This window comes from Bradyrhizobium sp. IC3123 (assembly GCF_020193625.1).
GTDB classification, from domain to species: domain Bacteria; phylum Pseudomonadota; class Alphaproteobacteria; order Rhizobiales; family Xanthobacteraceae; genus Bradyrhizobium; species Bradyrhizobium yuanmingense.
In genome coordinates, this window is record NZ_JADYVF010000010.1 from 80,759 (window position 1) to 106,622 (window position 25,864).

A 25,864-nucleotide genomic window follows, 5' to 3' on the forward strand; every position below is an offset into this window, starting at 1 on the left:
CCATTATTGATGCCGGATTCAAGACGAACGGCTTGCCTTGGTTCCGACATCCCGATCCGTCCGACAGGCCGATTTTTCTCCCTGGGCCCTTGGACTGACTCGACTTTTGTTCACTTTATGTCCTAATCGAGGAATGACCGACCGACCCGCAAGCTGGCGCATGACCCCAAAGCAGATGGAAAGACTGGCAGCTGACGCGGCGCGGAGGCCTATTCCCCCCGTCGCGGCTCCAGATGCGCCGCTCCCGGCCGAATACTGGGACTCAGTCCTCAAAGACCCTCGCGCCGGCACGACCGAGGCCCACATGCGGCAGCGACGTCTCTCCGAATTTGAGCGCCACGTACTTCGCGTCTCCTGCCGCCGTTGCCAGCGAATCGTGGAAATCCAGACTGTCGATGCAGTGCGATTGTATGGCGGCAACGCGCTCTGGAAGGACGTCGCGCAGCGGTTGCTCGACAACACCTGCCAGCAGCGCACCGGCAGGCATGAAGAAGACGGGTGCTGGCCAGCATTCGAGACGCCGTAGCCGCTCTGCATTTGCCGATCCGATCTTTGCGCCTGGATGTCCGGATGGCCCCGAAGTATCACCCTACGCCCCTGTCGGGCGGCGATCGCAAGGCTCTGGCAAAAGAGCTCGGCAAGGCGCGCGCTATGGCCAACATCCTGGCTACCCAATCGGCGGAGACGCGGGCCAAGGGCGAGGCGATGATCCAGCAAGCCGATAGGCTGCTTTGCGAAAGCTGGAACGAGCGGATGTGGAGTGACGGCGAACCGATCGATCCGTCGCCGACCATCGATCAAGCCGTGAACGGAGGCTTCCCCTGGCTGGAGATCAGATGCGCGCGCTGCAAGACGCCGAGCGACGTGGACCTCGCGGCGATGAAGCACCCGCCGACCACCTTCGTGCACGATCTCGCCAGCCGGCTGCGCTGCCGCAAATGCGCCAAGGTGGGCCGGCGTCCATCCGCGACTCTGCTACAGTTGACGTGGCAGCCGCGCCACCCTCGAACCGAATCCTGACCGATGTGTAATCTTTATTCGATCACGACCAACCAAGCCGCGATCAGCGCGCTGTTTCGTGTCGTGAACCGCTACGTTGGTAATCTGGCGCCGATGCCGGGAGTTTTTCCCGACTACAAGGCGCCGATCGTGCGTAACGGGGCCGAGGGCCGCGAACTCACCACTGCGCGGTGGGGAATGCCGTCGTCGTCAAAAGCGCTGATGGACGCCACGAAGAAGCGAGTCGAGAAACTGCAGGCCAAGGGCAAGGCAGTGGATTTCAAGGAATTGCTCAGAATGGAGCCGGACAGTGGAACGACCAATATCCGTAACGTGACGAGCAAGCACTGGACTCGCTGGCTCGGCGTCGAAAACCGCTGCGTGGTGCCGTTCAACTCGTTCAGCGAGTTCAACAAGGCCGAGGGCGGCGATATCTGGTTCGCGCTCGATGAGAGCCGTCCCCTCGCCTGCTTCGCCGGCATCTGGACCAACTGGACGTCAGTCCGGAAGGTCAAGGAAGGCGAGACCACCAACGACCTCTTCGCGTTCCTCACGACGGAGCCAAACACCGAGGTCGCCGCCATCCATCCGAAGGCGATGCCCGTGATCCTAACGACGCCGGACGAGGTAGAGGCCTGGATGACGGCTCCTCCGGACGAGGCCCTGAAGCTACAGCGGCCACTTCCCGACAGCAATCTTCGGATCGTCGCCCGCGGCCTCAAAGAAGACCCCCTCGGCTTGGCGTCGTGACTGACGAGGCCGACGACCAAACGGCCGCGACCCCGTCCAATCCTTGGCGAATCAGACGATCGCGCGACACTGACATATCCTGCAATTTTTGGGTCGATAACTTCACTTCAGATCATATAGTTATCCTCCGCATACGAATCACGCTGTTGCACTCTGTCCAAAGGATTACGTCGCCATGGCGCGAGGTCCGAAGCTAGGAAAGGCCACGCTCGACGCACGGTTTACGTTTGCCGACACCGCGTTTTCCAGCGGCGTCGATGGCTGGCATTCTCAACTTCGTTTTGCCACCGGCATCGCCGACGGCGAAGACTATCTCCTCCGTCTGTTTAAGAAGACCGGATCTGCGCTCGACGAAGACCTGAAACGACTCATCACGCACGGTCTCAGGCGTGTCCGGCGCGTCCTGTCGTCACGCCGTGCACGACAGCTGTTGGTTGAGGTTCTTGAAATCGTCGAGGACCAGGATGAGATCGGCATCTTAATGGTCGATCCGGGTAGTCCGATCTCCGGGTCGTTGCACAGGGTTCGAGCGCGAGAAGGCCGGCTGCTTACGACGGCCGGTCGCAAGGTGTTTTGGCGCAATATCCTGCGCGTAGCCGAAGGACTCGCGCTTTGTCATGATGCGGGAATTGTGCATGGCGCTATCAGCGAACATGCGATCTTCTCGCATAGCGATGAGAAGGAGGATTTCCGACTCGGCGGCTACGAGGCGTGCGTGCACATCGCCGACGGCGATATGGGCGGCGCGGGACATCTCCTGCGGCCCTCGGGCACCGTATCGTTCCGGCAGGACTGGAGCGATCTGGGGCAGACGGCGTCCCGTATCCTTGGCCTTACCGAGGACGGCGGTGGACCTTCCCTGCTGCCGATCGAACGGCGCATGCTCAATCGCCTTGCCAATCCACCGCACCATCAGCTTTTCGACGGCAATATTGTCCTGAGCGAGCTGACGGAGATCGTGGCCGATCTTGAGCGGTCAGGATCGAGCGCCGAGGGCGAGCTCGTTCTCTATCCCTCGCCTCAAGTCATCCAAAGCGACCTTCCGGCTCTCACGTCGGGCACGATACAGGCAGATGACCGGGATGCAGTCCTCCGGTTTGTCGAAGACGATCTGAGCGGACCAACGGTACGTACTGTTGCTGTGGATCAGGCCTTTGTGCGTGTCATCACTGATCTTGCTGCCTATGGCGTGAAAGTCGTCGATGATTGTGTTGGCATGATCGAGAATGCCAACAAACGGCGGCCTGATGATCACATCTTCGATGCCGTCGAGGTTTCTCACAGGGTATACCTCGCGCGAACCCGGAAGAGCGCTGAAGAACGGGTGCGCAAGCTTGGTCCCGGTGCCAAGCAGTGGATCGACGCCAGTGGCAATAGCCGCGCGGCTCAACGACCCGACGATATTCCGACCTGGTACGCCCTCATCCTCCTCGAAGCCTTTACATGGTTGCGCGAACAGTTTCGCATCTATCCCGTCGAAGTGCTTCATCCGCCATCGGACGGAGATACCGATTTGGCCTGGATCGCATGCCGCGAGGATGACGAGCGCGACATCCGGCGCAAAATGATGGGACTACGTCCGGCATACGACGCCTTGGGCCACGAGTTGAGGTACGACGATGGCAAGCCGAATTGGACGCTGTCTCGCCTTGATGCGCTCGCCGGCGATCGCGAGAGGCTGCCCGAGCTCAGTTATGAAGGAACGGGCGGCATCGTCGAGGGGCGCCTGACTTACACATTCGCGACCAGTGAAGCGGTCGTGCCAGGACAGACTCTCTATCTTCGTCCTCGACGCGATAGCGGATTCGAGCGCGCTATCCGCCGCCGCCTTCAAAATATCGTGGCGGCCCGGACCAATATTGAACTCTTAAGAGCGATCGACGATCCGGCACAGGTCGCGCTGGACGATGCGCTACGCGATATTGCAGCTCCCGGCAGCACGCCGCCAGACGATATGGATGCATCGAAAAAGTCCGCATGGGACGCGATTGTGGCCGGTAGATCCATCAATGTCGTTATCGGCCCCCCTGGCGTCGGCAAGACCTTCCTGATCTCGCATCTCGTCAAGAGTATTTTGGGAAAGACACGGGACGCCAGGCTGCTGGTCTCGGCCCAAAACCACGAAACCTTGATTCAGATGGAGGACGAACTCAAAAAGACTCTGGCGGGCGGTCCGGAGATCGTGGTTCGTGTCGACCGCACACGACCGACCGACGAAGTAACCTCCCTGCGAACGAGCTCCATTGGTCTGCTCCAGTCGGTCTCAGTGGCAGGCCACGCGGCTGAAGCTGCGATGGTCAATCAACGCCACCAAATCAAACAGGCCCTTCGACCCGTGGATCCGTCGGAAACGGTGGTTGCCGACCGCGTGTTTCGCGATACCGAAAATCTGTTGCTACGATCATCCGATGTGACGCTTGCCACGACGTCGTCCCACATTATCGAAGAAATGATAGCCGACGGCGACCAGTTCGACTGGGTCATCGTGGAGGAGGCTGCCCGCGCCAATGGCGCGGAACTGATCGGCGCACTGTTGCTGGGCAACAGGAGGATCGTGGTTGGAGACCATAACCAGCTGTCTCCATTCGATGCCGCGCAGCGGCAAAAGTTCTACGATGCTGAACGCGCGTCGGAGCTGCTGCGAGGCGCGAAAGAGCAGCTTGAAACCATCTCCGATCTGCCGCCAGAAGTGAACGAGGCGCTCGATACTATCAAGTCGAACGAGCTTCTGCTGAAGGAAGTGCTCGCGACAGCAGCGCGTCTTGAAGAGCCCTTCCGATCAATCGCAGAGCGCGAAGAGCAGCGGGAAAAGGACTCGAGACGGCCGAGTACGATCGTCAACACTCTCCTCGAGCAGAGCCGCATGCACCCCGCCATCGGGGACCTTGTCTCGAATACTTTCTACAACAGAAGGCTCGTTCCCTCCGATCGCGTCAAGCGTCGCGCACTGACTGTTACATCGACCGCACCTCACCTCGCCGCGCCGATCGTTCTCCTCGATTTTCCGCCGCTCAGTGTGACGAAACGGCGCAATTTCGAAACGAAAGTGAAGCGATCGTACCGCAACGACCTTGAAGCTCAGCTTTTGATAGCAGCTTTGAAAGGCCTGCAGGCCGTCGTTGGCGGCGATGGCCGCCGGCCCACGCTGGTGATCCTTTCGCCGTATCTGGCGCAGGTTAATTGGTTTAAGCACCTGCTTAACCAACGGATCAAGAAAGACAAGACCTTGTTTGGCTTCGCCAGCCCGCGCAGCAACGGAGAGTTTATCTTTACGAGCGACAGCTTCCAGGGCGGCGAGGCCGACGTCGTCGCCGCCAGCCTCACGCGCAACAATGTCATGGTCGGATCGCGCGCGCTCGGCTTCGTTAAGAGCCCGCAACGCATGAACGTGCTGCTCAGCCGCGCCAAGCAAAAGCTTGTTCTTGCCACAAGCCAAGACTTCATTCGCGACGTGGTGGACGGAATAGATCCCGATGGAAACAAAGATGAGCTCGAGTTCCTTCGCAAGATGCTGAAGGAGTTCGCGACGCTGGCCGGAACTGATTACGACCTCATCAGAAAGGACGGCACCACCGGCAAGGTCAAGGGTGCTTCCATCATCACGGTCGATGAGAACGGGAGATTTCCCGCGTGAAAATCTACCTTCCCGCCTGGCACTATCGTGCGCGTGCCATCGTCCAACGCACCTGGGGATGGAGCCCAATTGAGGAAATGATCTTGCTCGCGCTCGATCGCACCCCGGACACGATCGAGGGTGTTGCTGCGTCGCTCGGAATTCCTGTCCAGGTCGCCGGCTCGACCATCGCGCGGCTGATGCAGTTCGGCCTGGTCGAGATTCGGCTGTCACCTGTTCCCCAACTGGCAACAAGCACTGTCGGTCACGACTTCATCAGGTTGGGGGGCGCTTTGCCAGAGCGAACCGAAGATCGCGAGATTCACATCAGTCTTGTGCTGGAGAAGGTCGGGCACTCCGTCTTTCGCAACCGCGACGTCGAAACCGCCCCGCTCCATCGATTGTCCCATGCGGATCACAAGGTTAACTTTCCTGCGGGGCCCGATGAGACCGATGACACGATGGCAGTTCGCGTCACTCAGTTTGTGACGAACATGCTTCGCCCAGGCGAATGGTTGCGCGGCGTGCAAACCGTCAATTCCGTCCTCGAAAGGAAATACCTCGCCATCGAACTCAATGATGTGAAAAACGGTCTGCTCCCCGAGGGAGCCAGTCAGGACCTAATTGGCGCCCTTCGAGCAACGATCAAAACCGGCATCCTTCCTGAAGCCAGCGATCCACAACCGGACCGGTCACCGACCATCGATACGATGATATCCACCGACGACTTGATCATTGGTGGCAACCAGCATCTGGAGACCTTCGAGCGCATCGTCGGCCAGGCCGAGGAAGACGTCTTTGTACTTTCGACCTTCATCACGCCGCACGAAGGAAAATACACGGAGCGCCACGAACGTGTCCGCATCGCGCTCGAGCGGGCATGTCGACGTGGCGTGCGTTGCCATTTGTTCTATGGCACCGTGCTTGACGCCGAGAGAAAAAATGCAATCGCAATGCAAGAGCTGAACGTCCGGCTCTCCTCGGCGCGCCACGCGCGTGGTTTTGTGCTTGCACACCGCGACTCGGTTCGAAGCCACGTGAAATGTCTCGCCGCAGATGACGGTCATGGAGGCGCTGTCGTCTTGCTCGGCTCCTCCAATTGGCTGTCGTCGCCTTTTTCGGCCGTGGAGCTTTCTGTCGAGCTCACCGAAAATCGGGCTGCAGCGGCCGGCCTGGATCTTCTGCGTTCGATCATCTCGCCTCTTTCGAGCGCAAGTCGTTCGATCGAAACGCTTCAGTTCATGGCATCGGATTTGAGGCGCGCCAGAAGCCCCTTATCACCCACCACCGACACCGGTCACCGTGTACCGGTTCGGATGACTTTCCTGCAGGCTGACGATCACGAGCGATTGCTCCGGCAGGTGGCGCACGAGGCCGATGAACGTTTCGTTTGCTGCAGCAACAAGGTCGGCGCGCCCATGGTGCCTGGGCTCTTCAACCCGGCCGAAATCGCGGGCCGGCGCCTCGACGACGTCCGTGTCTATTTTTCGCGCCCGTCTGGACCCATCAAGCGGCGGCATGTCAGGGCCCACCGCGATCGACTAAACGGCGTCGTCGATTTGATTGCCGTGGAGGATCCGCAAGTCCACGCGAAATTCCTGCTCTGGGGCAATGATGATGTCGTCGTGAGCACGATGAATTGGGGCTCTCAGACCGGTTCGCCCGACAATCCTCTCGACGAGATTGGCCTGCATCTGGAAGGGGAAGGCCTGGCTACTTCCCTCTTGGCGAAATTCGAGGGACAGCTCGGGGACTGATCGACCCATACGACGGGTTATATCAACTTTGTACGCGCAATGATCTGTATCTGGTGCCGAAACAAATTTGAACGCCTTTCGACTGAGCACGGCATCCCTGAGGCTCTCGGCTGCCCGGAAGACTTGGTCTTGCGCGACGTGATGTGCGTAAACTGCAACAACGCTTTGGGGACGCTGGATCAGGCCCTATTAAAGCAGTTCGAGGTGGTGACTGTCGTCTATGGTGTGCCCCGAAAGGGCGGGCGTAGACCTACAATTGACAGCTGGCGCGCCATCAGCAGCAAACACTCGGCGACTGGACAGATATTTTTCTCAACGCTGGGCCTCAAACTGTGGAAGCAGAGGGAAAGCGCCTGCGCCAGCGGCCAAGTCCAACGGTATTTTTGACACGTGGATAGAGCCGGAGGCCGGCCGGCTCGGATTCAGCCAGCAGTTCGGGAATGACCCTCGTTTTGTGCGTGCGCTTTACAAGATCGGGCTCAACCTTATCGCAAGGCACTATGGCGTAGCCGAAGCAGCTGACACACGATACGAACATATTCGTGTGTTTGTATGGGGCCGACCTGACGCGCCAGCACCGCGTGCGGCGAGGGACACAACTCAAACCTTGGGACCTGTTACGAGTGCGTCCACTCCGATCGCAAAAGACGGACGTGATTTTCCGGTGTTTAGCGTAACGATCCTTGGTCTGATGTTCTTGATCGACATGTCACCGCAGCAGCCGGGCCTTCGTGATTTGGAAGCCGCGGCGGCTCTCCGTAATGAACCGCTCGTTTTTCTGCCGCCAAGACGGCCGTTATCAAGTTGCTGAACTTCCAGGCTGGCTGCAGCCGTTTTCACTCGCCCTAACCGTATTGGGCGCCTTGAAGGATTATGGCAAATCTCGAAGCTGGCAATGCGATGGCGCGCAATCCAGCGAAACTTCTTGAGCTCGATGCAGTGCATACCGACACTACCGCTTGCCGTAACGACGCCTCAAGAGCGCCAAACATTGCCGCATCGTTTGCTCGTCCTTTGTGTGGACGGTCGGAGAGACTAGGCCGGGCAGCTCGGGATCGCCGGCTGTCATGTAGAGGCGAAGCATATCGGGCCGCGGAAGCAGCTTGGATGCTTCTCGCTCCAGCTCATCCACCCATTTCGCTTTCTTGATCAACTCTGCTTGAAAGCTGCGCAGCAGACGGGTTGCAATTTCGAGATACCCTCCAGATCGTGCAGCGGCTTCGCGCGGCGACATCCCGTCGAGGTTCGAGTGTGGTGCCTCTAGCCAATTCGAATGGGCATCGCCGATCCACGATATTGAAAGAGCCGTGATTGTCTCCAGCCGCTCCAAACGCTGCAGTCGCTCTGCTTCCTCCTCTTGGGCCTTGCGCTGGGCGGCCCGGCTGTCGTGGATCGAGCGCATCGTCTTAAGCACGCCGCGAACCGGCAGCCCAAGATCGTGGGCCTCCTGCTCAGATTCATCTTTGAGAACTGCAAGCGTGGTCGCGAGAGCTCCTTTCAACGCCTGCCAAGCAGCATCGCCCTTGATAGCGATTTGCTTCAGGGATTGCTGGCCATCCGGCGCGTGCTCCATCCAGGATGCGACTTCGAAGCCCTGTCGCTCAACATCGGATCCAAGGAGGGCTATGCTTTCGCCGAGACCTTTCAGAGATGCTAGCCGAGCCGCCAGCTGTGCAGCCTCTCGATCGGCACGATCTTGCTCAATACGGCGCTGATGCAATTCGGCGGATCGCCGCTGCGTCTGCTTCCATGCCCAGCCCGTATCTTCGACTACTCCCTTGACAGCAAGATATCGCAGGAACTTGACCACGGCCCGTTCGGCACCGCCCTTAGGAAGGTTAGCGTCCACCAGAAGCGAGTCCTCGTTCTGGCTGCGGCTAGCGAACTCTTCCGTGATCCAACCGCGCGTACGGAATTCTCCGATCACGGAGAACGGGGTGACGCCACCGAAACGCGGCACCATGTCACAAAGGATGCCAGCCTGCCATACCTTGGGATGAACCGTGAAATATCCCTCTCCCACGGACGGTCCGTCGAGGAGCTCGGCATCTCCCGCCGCAGCAACAGCTCGTACTTGGGGCGAGTGCTGCCAGGCATAGCCTAATGCCTTTCGTCGGGCGGAAGCGTAGGCTGCTTTGACCTTCTCGATCTGGTTTCGACGCCTCTCTTCCGCCGCAGCTGCTTCCTGTCCAGCTATTCGCTCCAGTTCATTTCTAACGTGAGCGGCCCTGCGATTGTAGATCCATTCGCGCGGAGCCGATGTTAGAATTGCCTCGTCGAGGCCAGCTATCGTCGTGTCTCGGGACAGCGCGGACAGATCAATTTCGACTGCCGAGATGCCCGCAGCCGCGATCTTCGTTCGCTTCTCCGGGCCACAGCGATGCGTCACATAGACCTCGACCTGCATTCGATCATCGCCTTTTCGCAGGATTACGTCCGGAATGGTTTCGCCGTCCATGGTCTCCAGCATAGCTGAGTCAAAGACGAAAGTCTTTGCTTGACGAATTGTCCTGGTGCGCGCGCCGTACGTGGCCTGCACGGGAGGAAGGACGAGGCTTTTGCGGCTATTGAGCAGTTGCTCAGCATAGTGGTGAAGCGCCGTCATATTGCCGTGCTTGCAGCTAGGGGCGATACCTGCAGCCCGCTCCGCCGCCGTGAGTGGCGCATGCGCGAAGTGATGGGCGATGTCACCGTCAGGCTTTCGCGCGACGAGCTTTCGACCGCAATTTTTGGCCGGACACTGACACCCACATGACGAGCCACGCGATGCCTGCGAAATGTGAATGATCTCCCCGTCCCACCGCTTGCCAAAGGCAAGCCTCACGCCGTCGCGGGCGAAGAAGGCGTGGCCAATTTTGGACAATGCAGCCAACGGATCCATGGCGTCGCCATTAATTGCAGCGAGTTGCTTTTTCTCGACTTATCGTTCAGTGGCTTCGTCGCTGGCGAGAAAGTCGCGAAGCTGAACCAGCTTCTGCAAGAGCTCGTCGAACGCGTAAATCTGAACGTCCTTCATGCTACGGCGGAATAATTCCAAACACTTCTGCTCGGCTTTTCCTTCCGGGGTTTTCCCCGCAACAACCACGCAATCAACGGAGTAAGATACTATGTTGGCGATCTCACTTGCATCCTTGATCTGCGCGATATTCTTTTGGAATTGATAGCGTTGGTCGAGAACTTGGGCAACCGAACCCACAAGATCGCCCGAAGCTGGATAGACGCCGCCGCGAAATTCCCTTCCGAGCAGCTGAGTGTGCGGTGTCTTGATTTCGACCAACGCCACATTGTTGGTTCCTTCATTCTTGACGAGAAAGTCGGCGATCTTTCCGCCTCGTCCAGTCAAAGCCGCCCCTCCCACATGAGCCTGTCCAAGCACCTCCACGATCGGATAGCCAAACAGCAACGACAATATGAACGGGTTCGAAGCAAATAGCTTCTGCCAAGCGCTCTCGGGCAGCTTCTTGTCGATCATTTCCCGAAACCGCTCGATTAGAACATCGAGGCTAACGAGCTCGATATCGCGTTGAAGTCCATACAACACATCGGGCGTTTCGGTCGCGATCGTCGGAGCGCTCGAGCGAATTGCAGCGACCATGCCGACCCGATCGCGTTTTGAGAGCTCGGACTTAGAGTAATCGCGACCAACCAGCAAATTGGAGATTGTGTCTTTCTTGAGCGCTCGCCGCTTTTCCGGGAATCGCTCAGGGTCCAGCGTTGTCAACAGGGCATTATGGGATTTGATCGCCCTGTCTATTCGTCCCTCGCGTTGATACCCTCGTGTGATACGCGCCAACGATAAGCGCAGTGTTTCGAATTCGCGGTAAGCGAGATGAAAACACGCGCCGTCGAGGCGGGTCACCCCTCGCTTTGTGATGATTAGGCTTGTGACGTCGTCGAGCTCCTCGATACTGTCAACGATTGAACTATATTCTTTTGGAAATCCAAGGCCAGCTTCGATATTCTTGATCAAGCCGGTAGGAAGTTGGAAGAGCACATCGTGTATGGCGTGTTCATCCTCGGGTAGCTCGAAATCAAAACCTTCCAGGACGATCTCTTCAAGCTGGCCGTACTTCGCTTCAAAATATCGCTCGGACGGATATGTGATAATGGGTCGAATGATAATTGTCGACTTAGTGGCATCGAACCAAATGACATCCTTGCTGGGCAGCGGGTTCGGGACCGGCTCATCCGGCTTGAGAGATTGGTAAATGCCAGGATCGGCTTCGCAATGGACTGCGATGCATCCTGGATGAATCTCTCTTAGACTCAGTTTCACGACATCCCCCAATTTGTCCGCCGCCTGGCAGTCCCAGGGTTTCAGCCCGCTCGTCGAGCGACGGCAATCCGAAGCTGTTACTTCTGCGATCCCGCTGTGTTCCGAAGACGGTGCTTGGCGTCGGGCGCTCGAGCTGATTCGCTAAGTTTCGTCCAATCGTCCGGCGGGTTGCCGCGCTTCAGCATCTTCCGGAACACGGCGTAGGCATCATTGGCGCTCTCGTAGGCGCGCAGCGTCGAGTCATCATTGACCCAAGCCAGCACAATGACCTTGGCGTCAGCGGATCGCTGGTAGCGAAAAAATAGTCGATACTGCTGCAGAAATTTCGCACGGAACCAGTGCTTATGTTCATCGCCCAGCGTGGCGCCCTGACGATAGATGTCCCGGGTTGGATCGCCGGGAATATCCTCGAATGCGACCTTCAGCACCGCCGCAAGGAGCTTTGCGGCGCGCTTCTTCTTATAGTCCTTTGGATCCTTTTTGCGCGCTCGCTCGACTTTTTCGATCATCGCCTCGAGTTGATCGAGGAAAAGCGGGTGCGCATAGATTTTCCAACCATTGATTTCGACGGTGTCGTCGCTCACCCTTCGTCATCCGGGAGCGTTGCGTCGAGATCGACCTTGACACCCTTGACCAAGCCCTTTCCTCGCGCAACCAGCGACTTCGGCACCGATCGAATTCGCGCTGGCTCATGAGCCATGTCACGTGCCAAGAATTCGAGGAACGTGCCTATCACAGGGTCGGCTTCGGCTTCACGCCTCTGCTTCTTCGCGATGACGACAGTGCCGTCAGCGAGGCCACGGAACACGACCTGGTCACGCTTGCCGAGAGCCAGCATCTTACGGATAGCGGCCGGCACAGTCGTCTGGCCGCGCTCGGTGATGGTGGCGGGGATTTCGAGGATTTCAGCCGTCTTGGCCATGACCCGCTCCTTGCATCTCAATATCATCCGATGTAATGCATTTGCATTGTAAGTCAAGTTCATCTCGGCTGGTGTGGCTGGCCGACGGCGGCGGAATTCTGCCCGTTCGGTGCGTATTCCCCTGACGAACGAGCAGAAAGAACGCCCAATGGCGCTGATCCGTGTGCTTGAGATTGAGAATTTTCGAGCGGTGAAGACGCTTCGCTGGGTACCTGGTCCTGGGATAAATTGCCTGATCGGACCAGGCGACAGCGGCAAGTCGACGATTCTTGATGCCATCGATCTTTGCCTCGGCGCGCGCCGATCGCTTTCCTTCACTGACGCCGATTTCCACGCTCTTGATTTCGGCCGCGCGATCCGCATTGCGGTGACACTTGGCGCTCTCGATGACCCCCTGAAGAACATGGACGCGTATGGCGACTTCCTCGTGGGCTTCGATGCAGCCACCGGGTTGGTGGAACCGGAACCCGGTGCCGGGCTCGAAACCGCCCTGACCCTCCAGCTCACAGTTCAGGACGACCTCGAGCCGGAATGGACGCTTGTCTCGCCGCGTGCCCAGGCTTCAGGTCGGGTCCGCAATCTTAACTGGGCCGATCGCACGCATATAGCTCCAGCCAGACTCGGCGTCACGGGGGGCATGCATCTGACGTGGCGGAGAGGGTCTGTGCTGACCAAGCTGACAGACGGCAAGGCGGACGCATCAAAGGAGCTGACACGGGCAGCTCGTGAGATGCGCGACGCCTTTGACCAAAAGGAACTCGAAGAGCTCGCGGAGCCTCTCAAACTCGTCACGGCAGCGGCAGGCGATATGGGCGTCCCCGTCGGAAAGGCCGTGCAGGCGTTGATCGATGCCGGTTCGGTCACTTTCACAGGCGGCACCATCTCGCTTCATGATGAAGGGGGTGTGCCGCTACGGGCTCTCGGGCTTGGTTCGTCGCGGCTGCTGATCGCCGCCCTGCAGCGGAAGGCGGCCGAGATGGCGACGACGTTTCTGATCGACGAACTGGAATATGGGCTCGAGCCGCACCGAATCATTCGCCTGCTCGGCGCGCTGGGCGCAAAGGAAGACTTGCCCCCGCTACAGGTTTTTGCCACAAGCCACTCGCCGATTGCCGTGACCGAGCTCAACGCCCACCAGCTTCATATCGTCCGCAGGAATGGCGGGCAGCATACCGTCCGCTGTGCCAGCGACGCCGGGAACGTACAGGGCACGATCCGCGCCCACGCCCATGCGCTGCTCGCCTCCTCGATTGTGGTGTGCGAGGGCGGAAGCGAAATCGGCTTGATGCGCGGTCTGGATCAGCACTTCACTGCTGCCGGCGAAAAATCGCATGCAGCTTGTGGTGCAACTTTGGTGAACGGCAACGGCGATGAAACCTTCAGCCGCGCCATCGCTCTGCAGTCTCTGGGCTACCGAACAGCGATCCTGCGAGACAGCGACAAACCCGCCCCACCGGGTGCCGAAGCTGCCTTTGTTGCTGGCGGCGGCAAGGTGTTCGCATGGGGCGGCGGTCGTGCCCTCGAACAGGAACTGTTCGCCGCACTCCCGAACGGGCCCGCGAGCCAACTCCTGAATCTCGCCATTGAGGTGAAAGACCGCGCGTTGATTGAAGCGCATGTCAAAACAATTTCCAGCGGCACAAGGACGCTCCACGATCTGGAAACCGAGGCGCTCTTTGGCAGCCTCAGCCCCGCCAGCCGTGCCCTTCTCGGGGACGCGGCGGCGCGCTTCGGTTGGCTAAAGACCATCACCACGATGGAAACGGCGGGGCAGCGTATTGTCGGTCCCGCCTACGATGAGGCCGATGCCAGCCTTACAAACGTCATGGATGGCGTTCTCGACTGGGTCGCAGATGACGGCCGCTGAAATCGACCTGCGCACGATAGGCCGTGGGCTGGTGATAGCCCCGGCCGGCTGCGGCAAGACCCAGCTCATCAGCGATGCTCTGGCAAGGCATGACGGGCCAAAGCCAATCTTGGTGCTGACACACACCAATGCGGGGGTCGCAGCGCTCCGCGGCCGCCTCGATAGAGCAGGTGTAAAGCCAAGCTCCTACCGGGCTGCAACGCTCGACGGCTTCGCGATCCGGCTCATTTCGACGTTTCCTCAGCGAGCCGGGCACGATCCGCGAATCGTAACAGCCGCCCGGCCGAATTATGAAGCCATTCGTGACGCGGCAGCGCGGCTTGTTGCTGCCGGGCATCTTTATGACATTCTCGCGGCCAGTTTCGCGCAACTATTTGTAGATGAGTACCAGGACTGCTCGATCCGCCAGCACGCCCTTGTAACCTGGTTGGCTCAAAGTCTGCCCACAGCCATCGTTGGAGATCCGTTCCAGGCCATCTTTGGATTCGGCGCTGATCCGCTGGCAGATTGGCAGAAGGACGTACTCTCGTTCTTTCCGAAAGTGCGAGAACTTGCCACGCCGTGGAGGTGGAACAACGCAGGCGCGCACGATCTGGGTCAATGGTTGCTATCGATACGACCCGACCTTGCGGCAGGCAAACCAATCGATCTTCGGAACGCACCCGGCAGCGTGCAGTGGGTTCAGCTCGATGGCCGCCAGGACGATGCCCTGCGGCAGGCTGCGGCCGCGGTCGCCGCGCCAGGCGACACGAAGGTTTTGATCATCGGCGACAGCACGGACCCTCGGGGACAGCAACGTTTCGCCCGCCAAGTCGAAGGAGCCGTGACGGTCGAGGCTGTGGACCTGCGCGACCTTACGGATTTTGGGAGTGCCCTCGACCTTGCGAGACCCGAAGCGCTCTCCACCGTGGCCCATTTTGCGGAGAGCTTGATGAGCGCCTTTTCCGCAGACGACCTAGTACGGTCGGTTGCGGCAGCCCGTACCGGGAATCTGGGACGACCTCTGTCCGGTATCGAGCAAGCGGGCATGAGTTTTGAAGCGTCGCGGTCGCTTGCAGATGTCGCAGATCTCCTTTCCGCCATCAATCGCGCCGGTGGAGTTCGATGTTACCGTCCTGCAGTGCTGGCGGCCGCACAGCGGGCTCTGCAACTTGCAACCTCTCCCGACGGGCCATCGTTTCGAGAGGCGACGGTGACGATCCGAGAATACTCTCGGCTCATCGGCCGGCCGCTCGCCAAGCGTTCCGTCGGAAGTACCTTGCTACTCAAAGGTCTCGAAGCCGACATCTCGGTCATTCTCAATGGGAGCGCTCTCAACGCGCGCAATCTCTACGTCGCAATGAGCCGTGGCTCGCGCCGAGTCGTGGTTTGCTCTCCATCGCCAATTCTCAATCCGCCCTGGTAAGCCGCGCTACGGAGGTTCGACCCACGAAACTTGTGCTGCGGACATGTAGACGATAGCGCCTCGCTCGGCCCCTGTGACGCTCAGATAGTCGCGCAGTTGCGCCACATGTGCACTGTGTGCCGCCGCCGTGGGGTTTACGTCGGACTTCCAGTCGATGACGAGTGCGATGCGCTCTCCCTCGATTGCGGCAGCATCCGCACGACCCGCAAGATAACGCGGCGGGTTTGCCGCCCAGAGCGGAACTTCGGGCACCAGTAGCGCGAGGAAGGGCGCGAGCTCCGGCAGGGCCAATGTGCGCAGCGCCACCTCGGCCATCTCGACCGCGTCTGGCCTTTCGGCATCCGTCGCGTCATCGGATTGTAGTTGAGCAAGCAACTCGGTCGCGCGAAGAGTAGCCCCTTCACGAACTTGCTCAAGTTCCCCCGTGAGTAGCTCTTCCATAAGCTTGTGCAGGATCGTACCCCGGAGGGCGCCCGCTCCTACAATCCGCGCCGTCACGTCGGTCGCCGGATCGACTACGAATGCATCAACAAGGTCGGCGCTGCGATCAGCATCGCGGTCGCTCGGACGGTCCCATACAATCGGCGGCGAAGCAGCCACCAATCGCTGGTTTTCTGCTGCAAATATCGCCACTGTCTGATCGTTGGCCATGGATTGCGACGCGCTCATAACAGGCTCGGGCAACGCGTCAGCTCGGATCTCGGAAAGTCGCTTCTGCCCCAGATTCATCACCCGCGACCACGATCGCGAGGGAGCGCCAGGCAGATCAGGGATCACCAAGAGATCTCGGGCGCGCGTCGTTGCGACGTACCAGAGCCGCTCGCGTTGCCGCGCTTCGCGAAATTCCTCCTCTTCACGGGCGGTAACCAGTTCGGGCGGCTCGATCCCTCCGACGATCCAGTGAATTGTATCGTCTGATTGCCTATAGACGAACTGATCCTGGGGCTTGAACTGCGTCGACGAATTCACGGTGATCACCACGGGCCATTCCAGCCCCTTGGCGCTGTGCATGGTGACGATCTCCACCGAGTCCTCGGACGCATCGACTCTCCCTTCTGAATGCCGGCGCTTGCTCTGCCATCCTCGCTGGAGATCGAGCGCGAACGCGCGCAGTCCGGCAACATTGTAGGGTCTGGCGAGTTCGACGATGGCATCAAGGTTTGCGAGCGCGCGCGCGTTGCGCTGGCCATGCCTAGCCGCCATGATCACTCTCAGTTTCAGGCGCTCGATTGCGAAGGCGATGAGCTGCATCGGCGTGAGTTCGGCGGCAAGGCGATGCAGCGCCTGGAGCTTCAACAGAACATCCTTTGCGAGGGGGTTGACGACCTCGTCCGCTGAGGTCCGCAACTGAAAGCGCCGGCGCCCATCTTGGTCGGGTGAGAGAGCCGCCGTAATATCAAGCAAGTCTTCATCGGTGAGTCCGACAGCCGGACCTCGCATTAGCGCGCCGAAAGCCAGAGTGTCGAGCGGATCCGACAGCGCGCGAACCAGGACGAGCATGTCCTGAAGCTCCTGGCGCCGGAAGAGCGCGTGACCTGCCTGGGAGGCGACCGCGATGCGGTGCGCTTCGAGAGCGCGTTCGTAACGCCAGAGATCGGTGTGTGTAGGAGCAAGCAGCGCTATGTCGCCTGCACGCAAGTATCGCTCAGTTCCATCCGGATGATGGATCTTCAGGGCGCCGATCAGGCGCGCGCACAGGCTGGCAACAGCTTCCGCCTCCGCTTCGCGCTGTTCCTCCGCGTTGGCATCACGCGGAACATGGATCGTCAGCTTCGCCGCCGCACTGATCGGCAGTGGCGGGAGCATAAGGGTCGGCGCGAGCGGGACGAAACCCGGTTGTCCCGCCCCTCCAAGAACGTCACTGAACACGTGGTTGACGTGCGTGATGACGTCCGGCCGGGATCTGAAGTTCGCGGTGATAGAAAGTACGCAGCCGTTGCCGGCTGTTCCAAGTACGGACTTCGCGAGGGCGTAAGACTCAACGTCAGCACCGCGAAATCGATAGATTGCTTGTTTGGGGTCTCCTACCAAAAAGAGCGCTCCTGGCCGCAAGCTTGCGCTGCTCCAAGTCGCCGGCTGCGAACGCGCAGCGAGGCAGAAAACGATTTCCGCCTGCACGGGATCGGTATCCTGGAATTCATCGACGAGCAGGTAGGCATACCGGCCGGCGAGCCAAGCGCGAATTTCGGGGTTCTCGCAAACAAGCGCCCGCGCCTGACGTAGCAAGTCGTCGAAATCGAGAACGGCCGCTTCTCGCTTGCGCCGGTCGTAGGCCTCGATCACCCCGGTTAGATGCGCATCCAGTTCATGCGCCAGACCTTGCGCAATGCAGCCAATCAACGTTCGATACGCGGCGCGAACCGTCTCGAAGTGTTCGACCGCTTCATTTGCGCGACGCCGTCCATCCGTCTCGCCAAGACTCTGCTTCCAAGCGCGCATCCTGTCATAAGCCAGCAAGTCGATGCTTCTTTGCCGCATCATGCCGATACGGGGCGGCTGGGTCAGGCGCCACAACGCGGAGAAGCCCGCGGTGGCGTGATCGCCGGCGAAGAACGAAGAAAGACGTTCAAGATCCGCGATGAGACCTGCCGTCCACGTATCTCCTGGTCCCGCGACATGCCAGCGGGCAAAGGCAGAGACGGCTTCCGCGAACGTTTTGTCCGGGCGAGTTGAGAAATCCGGCGCCGGCACGGTCGCGCTGCGATGCTCTCGCCGGAGGATGGCAAGTTCGCGGACCCGCTCGACTACCCCCAACGGGTCATCCTTGGCAAGGACACCGATGGGACCGCCGTCTGTTTCGTCAGGCACCAACCTCTCCTTCAGCCAAGTCGCGAGCACTTCGTCAAAGAGTGCATTGGCAATGATCGCGTCCACAACACGCGAACCAGGATCGAGGCCCACTTCTATCCCGTGCGAACGAAGAATTCCTTGGCAAAACCCATGGATGGTCGTGGCAGTGATTTCTCCGATGCGTGGCGCGGCCTCATCAAGATGCGCGCGCTCCGCTAGGTCTAACGGCAGTGAGAGAATTCCGGCGAGTGCGGGCGGCGTCCTTCCATGGCGAAGCTCCTCGACCGTCCAGCGTATCCGTGCCTCCAACTCGCTCGCCGCCGGTTCGGTGAAGGTGATGGCTGCAATTTTTGAAGGATCAACCCCGCTTGCGATCATCATCGCGACGCGCGCGGCCATCAATGACGTCTTGCCAGTGCCCGCCGCAGCCTCGACCAGCATGTTGGTCTCAAAATCAGTGAGCGCGCGTCTGCGGGCATCGAGATCAGGTACGCTCACGGGCTACTCCAAAGTTTGTCTAGCGCGCTGTTCACCCCAGCAAATAGACGACGCTTTACGCGACGGTAAGCATCAAGCTCAGCTGGCAGGGCGATAGCAAGCGGATCAAAGAATACAGGCGCAGGTCCTGGCGCAATCTGGCCGTTGCGTTGCAGTTGAACGCCTGAGGCCGTGAATGCAACCGCCTGGTCAATCGCCTTCTCAAGTTCCTCGTTCGTAAGGCTTAGCGTCCGCGCCGGCTCGTGCTTTAGATAAGTCAGCTGCGAGCTCACGCTCCGAACATCAGCAAGGAGAGACCGCACGGCGAGGCCGTAAAAGACGCGCTGGAGTTCTGCGCCACGATCGAACACGACTGGCTTCTTCCGCTCCGGCGCCGCCCCAACCTTATAGTCCGTGACGACTGCCGCGCCGCGTGCCGCGTCTTCATCAAGTCGATCAATTCGTCCACGGAAGACAATTCCGGTCTTTCCGATCTGGACCGGCGAGAGCGTGGTCCACGGATGAGCTCCTTTATCGGGCTCGCCAAACGAAAGCTCGGTCCAGCTCCTGCCGCGCGGTTCGTCGATTGCATCTTTGAGTCCTCGCAGCGCTCTCTCGCGTGCCATCTCCACTGTGTGGCGCCAGAGAAGGCCCGGTGGAACGGCTCTGGTGAGAGGCCAGCTTTCGGTAAGACTGTCCACCTCTCGATCTAGGGCAATCTCAATCTCATCGATATTTTTGGGCGCGCCAATCCGCAACACGCCCGCAATAAGAGCGTGAACGAGCTCGCCGAAAGCGCGATGGGTTAGAGCGAGGGGCTGGGGGTCTAGATTCGGCTCACGCCAGTGCAGGGCGTACTCCCAGACGAACCCCAACGGATCGCATAGAAGTCGATGGAGAGAGGTCGTGGATTGGACTTCAGCAAGGGCATCGACAACGAGCGGGTGGTTGGCACGAACCTTCCCGTCATGAGCCGTGTGTTGCTCACCATCCCACCATGCGCGCCAACAGGCACGACTTGCACGCACTTGGGGATCCTTGCCCGCATCGACGGGCCGGGCGTAGAGCCGATCGCTTTCGCTGAAAGCATGCGGGGGTATCGCGCTCCGCCCGATGATGCGCTCTGCTTTTCTCGGCCACAACGTACTGGCTGCTTGCAGCGATCCAGTCGCACTCCTATAGGCGCGTGACAGCGAGTAGTTGGTCGATTGGCCGACGATGATGTCATGCATCATCCGGTCCATTTCTGCTGCTTCAGCGGACGGAAGTCGTAATTGCCCAAGCAGATGTTGTGGTAGCAACGGGTTCTCGTTCGACCGTCTGGGCCACGCGTTCGCATCCAGCCCGACGAGGCGAATATATGCGCGCGGGGCCGCCGCCAAGTGACGGGCGGGTCCCCACGCGATAGAATTTCCCGGCTCGCGTCCGTCGGCAACGCGCAGAGCCTGCAGGGAGAGCTCGATTGCCTGTGGGGGCGCCATGCGCAAAGCATCCCGCCACAGGCTCAGCGCCTGCCCCTTCAAAAGACGGCGCCCTACTCCCTCTGACAATGCAATCCCGCCGGCCAAGTCTTCGAGAATCGGCAACAATGTCCGTTCCGTAAGGTCACCATTTGCCCGTTCGTCTCGAGTTTGCTCCAGAGCATGACGCCAAAGCGTCGGACTTGTCAGCGCCGCGCTTCGCCGCAAGCCCTTAGCCCAGTCACTGGGCAACTTATCCTTGGCTGGGCCGCGCGGCAGCCGGGCAAATAGGAGCCTCACACGTTCCTGAGACAGCCCGCGTAGCAGGATGTCCGCGAGTGCAGCGCAGGCCTGCCCTTCACGGGTCGCTAGCGCCGGAATGCCGTGCGTGAAATGCACGGGCATCCCTGCCTCACGCGAGAGAACCAGAAACGCATCGTCCCAAGCCGACGGCGAGGCAGCCGAAATGGCGACCTCGTGGGGCGCGGCTTTTCCGTCCGCCACAAGCGCGCGCGCCCAACGCAAAGATTCCCGCACTTCGTTTCGCGGATCGGCACAGAGGTCTGCAGAGCCAAGCAATGCTGTGCCGGATGGACGCGTTTGGATGTCCCCAGAGAACCAGTCGCGCCGGCTGTGCTGCGATGCAATCCATCGCACCGGTACGACATCGCAAAGCGCATGGATGAGCGGATACCAAACGGCCTGGATATTAGCGACGTCTTGAATAGTGACGGCGCCGAGTACTTTGGGAGCGAAACGAATTCGCGCCAAGGCAGCTCTGACCAAATCGGGAGGCGTCAGCATTCCAGACGGCAGTTCCTCTCGGACGCGGCGTTCGAGCAACACAAAGTCCCTAAGGCGGGCATTGTCGGGCAAAGAAGCCGGGGCCTCCATGTCCCACCAGTCCCGGAGCGCCGATAGCGCAGCCGCGGGCATCCCCGGCAGTTCGGCAACCTTGCCAATGTCCTCGTATCCGCCCACCTCGAGCCCCTGCCTGATAGCCAGGTACAAGACCTCGTGCGAGGCTGGCGAAACGAAGCCGCCGGCAAGGCGTGCGGCGAGAAGCGGCAGCGTCAGGACTTGCCGACCCGTGGCCCCTTCGCGAGCCGCATCAAGGCGCCGCATTCGCAGTGCTAAAGGCCCATCGACGACTACAGTATGGATTAGCATTTCGCGCCCTATCGCCGGACTGAAGGCAGCGATACCCGATCGCTGCCGAAACCGCGAATCTTTAAGGCGACGCAGTTCCCGCCGTCTAACGCGTCTCCGCTATCGCGTCCGCCATCTCGTCGACCGTCTTCTTAAAGTGTGCCGGATCATGCAGAGCGGCCTTCGCCGCTTCTGTCCATTCTGATCTTGTCGACATCCATCCGACCATCCTCCCGGCATCGATCCCGCGGTTTCGGACGAGATAGGGTGACAAGATCTTATCCGGCACCGAGTCGCGCAGTAAGTCGGCGCTCTCTGGATGGATCATTTCAAACACCCGCCAAGCTCGGTAAACGGCAACCAGTTCTCCATCCTCTGCAAGCTTGGACAACAGTTCGAGGATTGGCCCAGGCGGTGTGATTTGTGTCTCCGAGCCTTTGTCGGCGCCAGCTTCCGCTACACGCGTGGGCTGCTCAATTCCGGTTGCGGAGAGCGCCACGGCGAGCGCTTCCACTGCCTCGTCTCCGACGCCAGCGAAATACTGTGCGCGGTCGGTGAACCCTCTGGCCGCGTGCGCAGCGACCTCGTCTCTGTCCGCCGGCAGGACCCGCAGGATGCCATCTTGGTATTCAAATATGCCGGCCGCCACGAGAGAGGCGAAATCCTTCTCGAACCGAGGATGCTCCGCATCGACCCCGAAAAGATCTGCCGTGTCGCCGGAAACGACGAGCGCTAAGGTGTCCGGCTCGAGCTGTGGGATCAATATCTTGCTGCCTCTTCCTCCGAGCAAGAGAGAGACGACCATCGATTCCCGCAACCGCTGTCCGGGACTGGAGCCGGGCCGAAGCAGAGCGGACTTGGTTCGGTGAATGACAGACGACGAAAACACGTAGGGCGCGACGGCGCGGTAATAGTTGTGCGAGAGTCCTTCGCCGTCAATTGTCTCCAGTTTCCCATCATCCAACCAAAACAATACGGGTATCCAGCATGGCTGGGGCAGAAACGCGATCAGCCTGCGGCGAAACGCGCCAGGATCGACGGGTCGATCCGACCCTGCCAACGATCTGCTGAGGTCGTGCCAATCTCGAAAGCCGCCTGCGATCGCGGCGGCCTTCTGGCAGCGATTAAGCGGAAAAATGATCCCGCTATCGTCAAACAACGATTTGAGATTCTTGGCGAATTTCTTTGCGCCTTCGAGCGTCGAGAACATGCGAGCGTCCTTCATCTCGGCCGGGTCAAGACGCGCTGCTCGTCTCATCGGCCGAAAGAGGGGAAGCGGTCGCGAGAGCTGATGATTGAGTAGTCGTTGGACCAAAAGTCCTTTGCCAGGGCAGCGGCCTAGCCGACGGAGGCGGCATGAGTCGAATCTAGAGCCGTGCGCCGAAATTTTCAACAATTAGCGCGAATTGTCCCGTGATCTTTGCTCGTCCGGGATTCGCTTCCAAGGAAGACCTTCGCTCTGCGACTCTGCCGGATTCTAGACCTCACTCCGGACTGTCCGTCCCCATTCGAGCAATCGCGGCAATGTGCGACGGGCCAAGGAAGGCATCGGTTGCCAGTAGGATTGTCTCGCGATGCGTCTTGCTCACAAGGCCCGCAATGCATTTTGAACGATCGAAATAACCGTGCTGCCCGGCATTCGGCCAGTGGTTGGCAATCGTTCGGCTAAAGCTAGCACTGCGCGCCACACGTCGGTGTTATCCATTGCGATGCATGCTTGTTCAGCTTGCTCTGCGAAGAGCCTTGTTGCCTCTGATCCGTTCAAGCCGATCCTTTGACAAGTCTCGATGACGGTCTGACGGTCATCGCTGCACCCGTAATCATGCCAAACCAAATGAAAGGAAGCGTCTATAAATTTCGCTTGTGCCGCCGCCCCAGCAGTAAGCTCAAAAACTCGCACGCTCGCCCATTCCAATGGATCGATGCCCATATACGAAAATAGCTTGCGCCATTGCTCCACCGTCCACCGGGTGCCTTCCCTTATGCCTGCGCGCTCCCCGAACTCCTTAAGGCCCGGCATATTAAGGGGCAGCTCGAACACGGAGCAGTGTGGAGTGCCCTCCTCCATTTCGATCCACCGGATCGCGTTTTCATTGGTGACGCCTACGCGACCTATCGATAAAACGCGGGCAACTGCATGGCCGGCCTCATGGACGGCTATATCTCTCTTCGTACCCCCACCAAAATCCATTGCTCGCCTCCAATGACCGGATCATTGTAAACTAAACGTACAATAAGTATCGCTCCAGGAATCCCCGCGTTCGGATCACGAAAAGCCACGGGATTTGCCCGGTCACAGTTGCCACACAATGGTCGGTCTTAGCCTAGTGGCAATGTCGAATTTCCCAGCATGAAAGCGAACAATCCAGATTGGACCGCGCCGCGCACTAACCAGGATTGGCGCGATGACGAATTGATGCTGGCAGTTGCCTGGCTGAAGTCGTTCGTTCCTCGCAAAGAGATGGAGCAGAGGCTGGACGTCGCGAAGACCAATCTTCTTGCTGCCCAAGACCGCATGCGCGCCGGCATAATGGGACCGTTGTATGACCCGGTAGATACGGCCGCTTGGTACATACTGCAGGCAGAGACCTTTGCCACCGACCGGGCCCTGTGGACGCCTGAGGGCACAATGCGAGTTGTGCCCTTCCTTACGCGCATCGGCAAAGAGCTGAAACTTCTGCTCAGCGTGAAGGGGGTCGAAGAGCGAGCGGCTCGCATGATGTTACAGGAGAGACGCCAACCTGACAGCAGCATTTTCGAGATGCTCGTCGCCCTTGCCTACCGACGCAGAGGTTGGAGACGGGTCGAGTTCGTGCCGGAAACTCCCGGGCGCGGACGAACCCCGGACCTGCACGTTTTCAGGACAGGAAGCCGCTGGGCGGCAGAGTGCAAGCGCCTGATGCCTTCAACCTACGCCGCGAACGAGAAGTTGCGGGGCACGCGGCTTGCACAACCCATCCATCAACTATGCCTGGAGCTAGGCGAATCCGTCATTGTCGAGGTGAAGTACCAAGTCGAGCTGCGCGAAGTCGCGGACGACTATCTCGTGCGACACGTGAGACAGACCATCGAGCGGCGATCGCTGGCACCTTGGAAGGACGAGGTGGCGACCGGAAGAGTGCGACCCATAAACTGGACGTTGCTTCGGCGAATTCTCGCAAAAGACTACGTCTATTTTGATGGAAGTCGGATGATCGAACTTCTGGCCGGACACTATGATCATTCGGCCGATCACAGCATGGCAGCCAAATGGCGTCCGGCGCCTTTGAGGCCCACATATGCCGACGCTGTTTACCAAGCGAGCGTGGTCAGCTGGGTCAGTGAATCCGAAGTTGCCGTACGTCAAAAGGCGCGTCACTTTCGTAGCACCATCGCCAACGCAGAGCGTCAGCTTCCGAGCGACCGTCCGGGGGTAATTCACGTTGGCGTCGAGAGCTCGGCGGGACCGGAAGTTGATTTCGCTCGTCACTTCTTCAACACGATGCAAGCCAGAACTTTTGCGCCGGCGACCTCACGCCTCAGATGGGTTTACGCAAACTATTTTGTTCCGGAAGCAACCACGCGAGAGAACGAGACGTGGGCGATCACTGAGACGATGGTGCCATACAAGATCGGACATCATCGAACGCATTGGCCACTGCCCGACCACATGTTGGTCACGCCCGAGAACGAAAGCGAAAGCGGGGTACATTGGCATCCGATCGCAGCAGCGAATTCGAACCAAGAATAGTCTCAGAGCCAACTCTCGCACTTTCTGACCGCGATTCGCTCTGCGCGTCACGTTGGCTAGAACAGAGAGCTAATCGGATCACTGATTTAGTGTGGCGGAGTTCGCCGATGTTCGCTGGCGCTTATTCGACGGATATTCGACGACTTTTCGGGCCAAGCTGTAAGTCTTTGAAATTTCTGGCGCTCCCTAGGGGAATCGAACCCCTGTTTCAGCCTTGAGAGGGTAAAGTCGATCCGCTTGATGATCATCATCGTTGAGAGTCCTGCGATGGAGCTTACGGACGTCAGGCCCGGCTCGTTTGCATAAGCAGGCGTTACCGCACCAGTTTCGCACCAGAAACGACCCAGCCAAAGCACAACGAACGCGATCAGATTCAAACAAATAGCCAGCAAAATCAACGAAGCCAATCGCTATCCCGCCGCTCATAACGGTCTGGTTGCAGGTTCGAGTCCTGCCGGGCCCACCACGCTTCGCCCTTCGGGCTACGCGTGGCGCAGCCAAGCGGAGAACGAGGGGCAAGCGCGGTGTCGTAGCCGGAGCGCAGCGGAAGCAAAGACGGACTGGCGCGGCAAGCTTCGGCTCGGCAAGCCAACGCCACACATCAAAGTAAGCATGCGAAGGTATTTCTCGCGTCCGTTCACTCGACGGTGCACTCTCGATCTTTCGCGA

Annotated in this window: 16 protein-coding genes; 8 read left to right on the top strand and 8 right to left on the bottom strand. The window is 59.5% G+C overall.

All coding sequences use genetic code 11. The features are described from left to right. Positions 1 to 133: 133 nt before the first annotated feature. The 5 genes from I6F20_RS27465 (at position 134) to I6F20_RS27485 (ending at position 7,119) form a co-directional block, all read left to right on the top strand. Positions 134 to 526: a hypothetical protein gene (locus tag I6F20_RS27465; RefSeq protein WP_225128657.1), complete on the top strand. Its 393-nt coding sequence runs from the start codon at positions 134 to 136 to the stop codon at positions 524 to 526. 44 nt (positions 527 to 570) lie between these two features. Next, positions 571 to 1,020 carry a hypothetical protein gene (locus tag I6F20_RS27470; RefSeq protein WP_225128797.1) on the top strand — a complete coding sequence of 150 codons (450 nt, stop codon included), beginning with the start codon at positions 571 to 573 and terminating at the stop codon, positions 1,018 to 1,020. 3 nt (positions 1,021 to 1,023) lie between these two features. Further along, positions 1,024 to 1,749 (top strand): SOS response-associated peptidase, encoded by a 726-nt coding sequence (locus tag I6F20_RS27475; RefSeq protein ID WP_225128658.1) that lies wholly within the window; start codon positions 1,024 to 1,026, stop codon positions 1,747 to 1,749. A 175-nt stretch (positions 1,750 to 1,924) separates the two neighbouring features. Continuing rightward, the gene (locus tag I6F20_RS27480) at positions 1,925 to 5,383 is read left to right on the top strand and encodes a DEAD/DEAH box helicase (RefSeq protein WP_225128659.1); all 3,459 of its coding nucleotides are present in this window, start codon (positions 1,925 to 1,927) and stop codon (positions 5,381 to 5,383) included. Continuing rightward, positions 5,380 to 7,119 carry a phospholipase D-like domain-containing protein gene (locus tag I6F20_RS27485; protein ID WP_225128660.1) on the top strand — a complete coding sequence of 580 codons (1,740 nt, stop codon included), beginning with the start codon at positions 5,380 to 5,382 and terminating at the stop codon, positions 7,117 to 7,119. Before I6F20_RS27480 ends, I6F20_RS27485 begins: the two co-directional genes overlap by 4 nt. A 952-nt stretch (positions 7,120 to 8,071) precedes the next feature. Here the strand turns inward: I6F20_RS27485 and I6F20_RS27495 are convergent. The 4 genes from I6F20_RS27495 to I6F20_RS27510 all read right to left on the bottom strand — a co-directional run bounded on the left by I6F20_RS27495 (position 8,072) and on the right by I6F20_RS27510 (position 12,317). After that, positions 8,072 to 10,000 (bottom strand): hypothetical protein, encoded by a 1,929-nt coding sequence (locus I6F20_RS27495; protein WP_225128662.1) that lies wholly within the window; start codon positions 9,998 to 10,000, stop codon positions 8,072 to 8,074. Positions 10,001 to 10,039: 39 nt separating this feature from the next. Beyond that, positions 10,040 to 11,395, bottom strand: coding sequence for a Shedu immune nuclease family protein (locus I6F20_RS27500; RefSeq protein WP_225128663.1), 1,356 nt, complete (start codon positions 11,393 to 11,395; stop codon positions 10,040 to 10,042). Between the two features lie 77 nt (positions 11,396 to 11,472). Then, on the bottom strand, positions 11,473 to 11,979 hold the full coding sequence (locus I6F20_RS27505) for a type II toxin-antitoxin system YhaV family toxin (protein WP_225128664.1): 507 nt from the start codon (positions 11,977 to 11,979) through the stop codon (positions 11,473 to 11,475). Then, complete coding sequence (locus tag I6F20_RS27510; RefSeq protein ID WP_225128665.1) at positions 11,976 to 12,317, bottom strand: type II toxin-antitoxin system PrlF family antitoxin; 342 nt, start codon at positions 12,315 to 12,317, stop codon at positions 11,976 to 11,978. The genes I6F20_RS27505 and I6F20_RS27510 overlap by 4 nt, the downstream gene beginning before the upstream one ends. A gap of 148 nt (positions 12,318 to 12,465) precedes the next feature. Between I6F20_RS27510 and I6F20_RS27515 the strand changes: the two genes are divergently transcribed. Both I6F20_RS27515 and I6F20_RS27520 read left to right on the top strand, forming a co-directional pair. Beyond that, complete coding sequence (locus I6F20_RS27515; RefSeq protein WP_225128667.1) at positions 12,466 to 14,184, top strand: ATP-dependent nuclease; 1,719 nt, start codon at positions 12,466 to 12,468, stop codon at positions 14,182 to 14,184. After that, positions 14,171 to 15,589, top strand: a complete 1,419-nt coding sequence (locus tag I6F20_RS27520) for a UvrD-helicase domain-containing protein (protein ID WP_225128669.1) — start codon at positions 14,171 to 14,173, stop codon at positions 15,587 to 15,589. The genes I6F20_RS27515 and I6F20_RS27520 overlap by 14 nt, the downstream gene beginning before the upstream one ends. A gap of 6 nt (positions 15,590 to 15,595) precedes the next feature. Here I6F20_RS27520 and I6F20_RS38200 read toward each other — a convergent pair whose 3' ends face one another. The 4 genes from I6F20_RS38200 to I6F20_RS27540 all read right to left on the bottom strand — a co-directional run bounded on the left by I6F20_RS38200 (position 15,596) and on the right by I6F20_RS27540 (position 23,656). Then, positions 15,596 to 18,877, bottom strand: coding sequence for a UvrD-helicase domain-containing protein (locus I6F20_RS38200; protein ID WP_225128670.1), 3,282 nt, complete (start codon positions 18,875 to 18,877; stop codon positions 15,596 to 15,598). Further along, positions 18,874 to 21,327 carry a PD-(D/E)XK nuclease family protein gene (locus I6F20_RS27530; RefSeq protein ID WP_225128671.1) on the bottom strand — a complete coding sequence of 818 codons (2,454 nt, stop codon included), beginning with the start codon at positions 21,325 to 21,327 and terminating at the stop codon, positions 18,874 to 18,876. The genes I6F20_RS38200 and I6F20_RS27530 overlap by 4 nt, the downstream gene beginning before the upstream one ends. A 244-nt stretch (positions 21,328 to 21,571) precedes the next feature. Further along, on the bottom strand, positions 21,572 to 22,675 hold the full coding sequence (locus I6F20_RS27535) for a hypothetical protein (RefSeq protein WP_225128672.1): 1,104 nt from the start codon (positions 22,673 to 22,675) through the stop codon (positions 21,572 to 21,574). A 375-nt stretch (positions 22,676 to 23,050) separates the two neighbouring features. Continuing rightward, on the bottom strand, positions 23,051 to 23,656 hold the full coding sequence (locus tag I6F20_RS27540) for a hypothetical protein (protein ID WP_225128673.1): 606 nt from the start codon (positions 23,654 to 23,656) through the stop codon (positions 23,051 to 23,053). 159 nt (positions 23,657 to 23,815) lie between these two features. Between I6F20_RS27540 and I6F20_RS27545 the strand changes: the two genes are divergently transcribed. Beyond that, positions 23,816 to 25,195, top strand: coding sequence for a hypothetical protein (locus tag I6F20_RS27545; protein WP_225128674.1), 1,380 nt, complete (start codon positions 23,816 to 23,818; stop codon positions 25,193 to 25,195). The last annotated feature ends 669 nt before the right edge of the window (positions 25,196 to 25,864 follow it).

Bases quoted from the DNA above. Each gene is read 5' to 3' on its own strand.
- I6F20_RS27470 (WP_225128797.1), top strand. From the start codon at position 571: ATGGCCCCGAAGTATCACCCTACGCCCCTGTCGGGCGGCGATCGCAAG.
- I6F20_RS27480 (WP_225128659.1), top strand. From the start codon at position 1,925: ATGGCGCGAGGTCCGAAGCTAGGAAAGGCCACGCTCGACGCACGGTTT.
- I6F20_RS27465 (WP_225128657.1), top strand. From the start codon at position 134: ATGACCGACCGACCCGCAAGCTGGCGCATGACCCCAAAGCAGATGGAA.
- I6F20_RS27475 (WP_225128658.1), top strand. From the start codon at position 1,024: ATGTGTAATCTTTATTCGATCACGACCAACCAAGCCGCGATCAGCGCG.
- I6F20_RS27520 (WP_225128669.1), top strand. From the start codon at position 14,171: ATGACGGCCGCTGAAATCGACCTGCGCACGATAGGCCGTGGGCTGGTG.
- I6F20_RS27535 (WP_225128672.1), bottom strand. From the start codon at position 22,675: ATGTTCTCGACGCTCGAAGGCGCAAAGAAATTCGCCAAGAATCTCAAA.
- I6F20_RS27545 (WP_225128674.1), top strand. From the start codon at position 23,816: ATGAAAGCGAACAATCCAGATTGGACCGCGCCGCGCACTAACCAGGAT.
- I6F20_RS27510 (WP_225128665.1), bottom strand. From the start codon at position 12,317: ATGGCCAAGACGGCTGAAATCCTCGAAATCCCCGCCACCATCACCGAG.
- I6F20_RS27515 (WP_225128667.1), top strand. From the start codon at position 12,466: ATGGCGCTGATCCGTGTGCTTGAGATTGAGAATTTTCGAGCGGTGAAG.
- I6F20_RS27495 (WP_225128662.1), bottom strand. From the start codon at position 10,000: ATGGATCCGTTGGCTGCATTGTCCAAAATTGGCCACGCCTTCTTCGCC.
- I6F20_RS27540 (WP_225128673.1), bottom strand. From the start codon at position 23,656: ATGGATTTTGGTGGGGGTACGAAGAGAGATATAGCCGTCCATGAGGCC.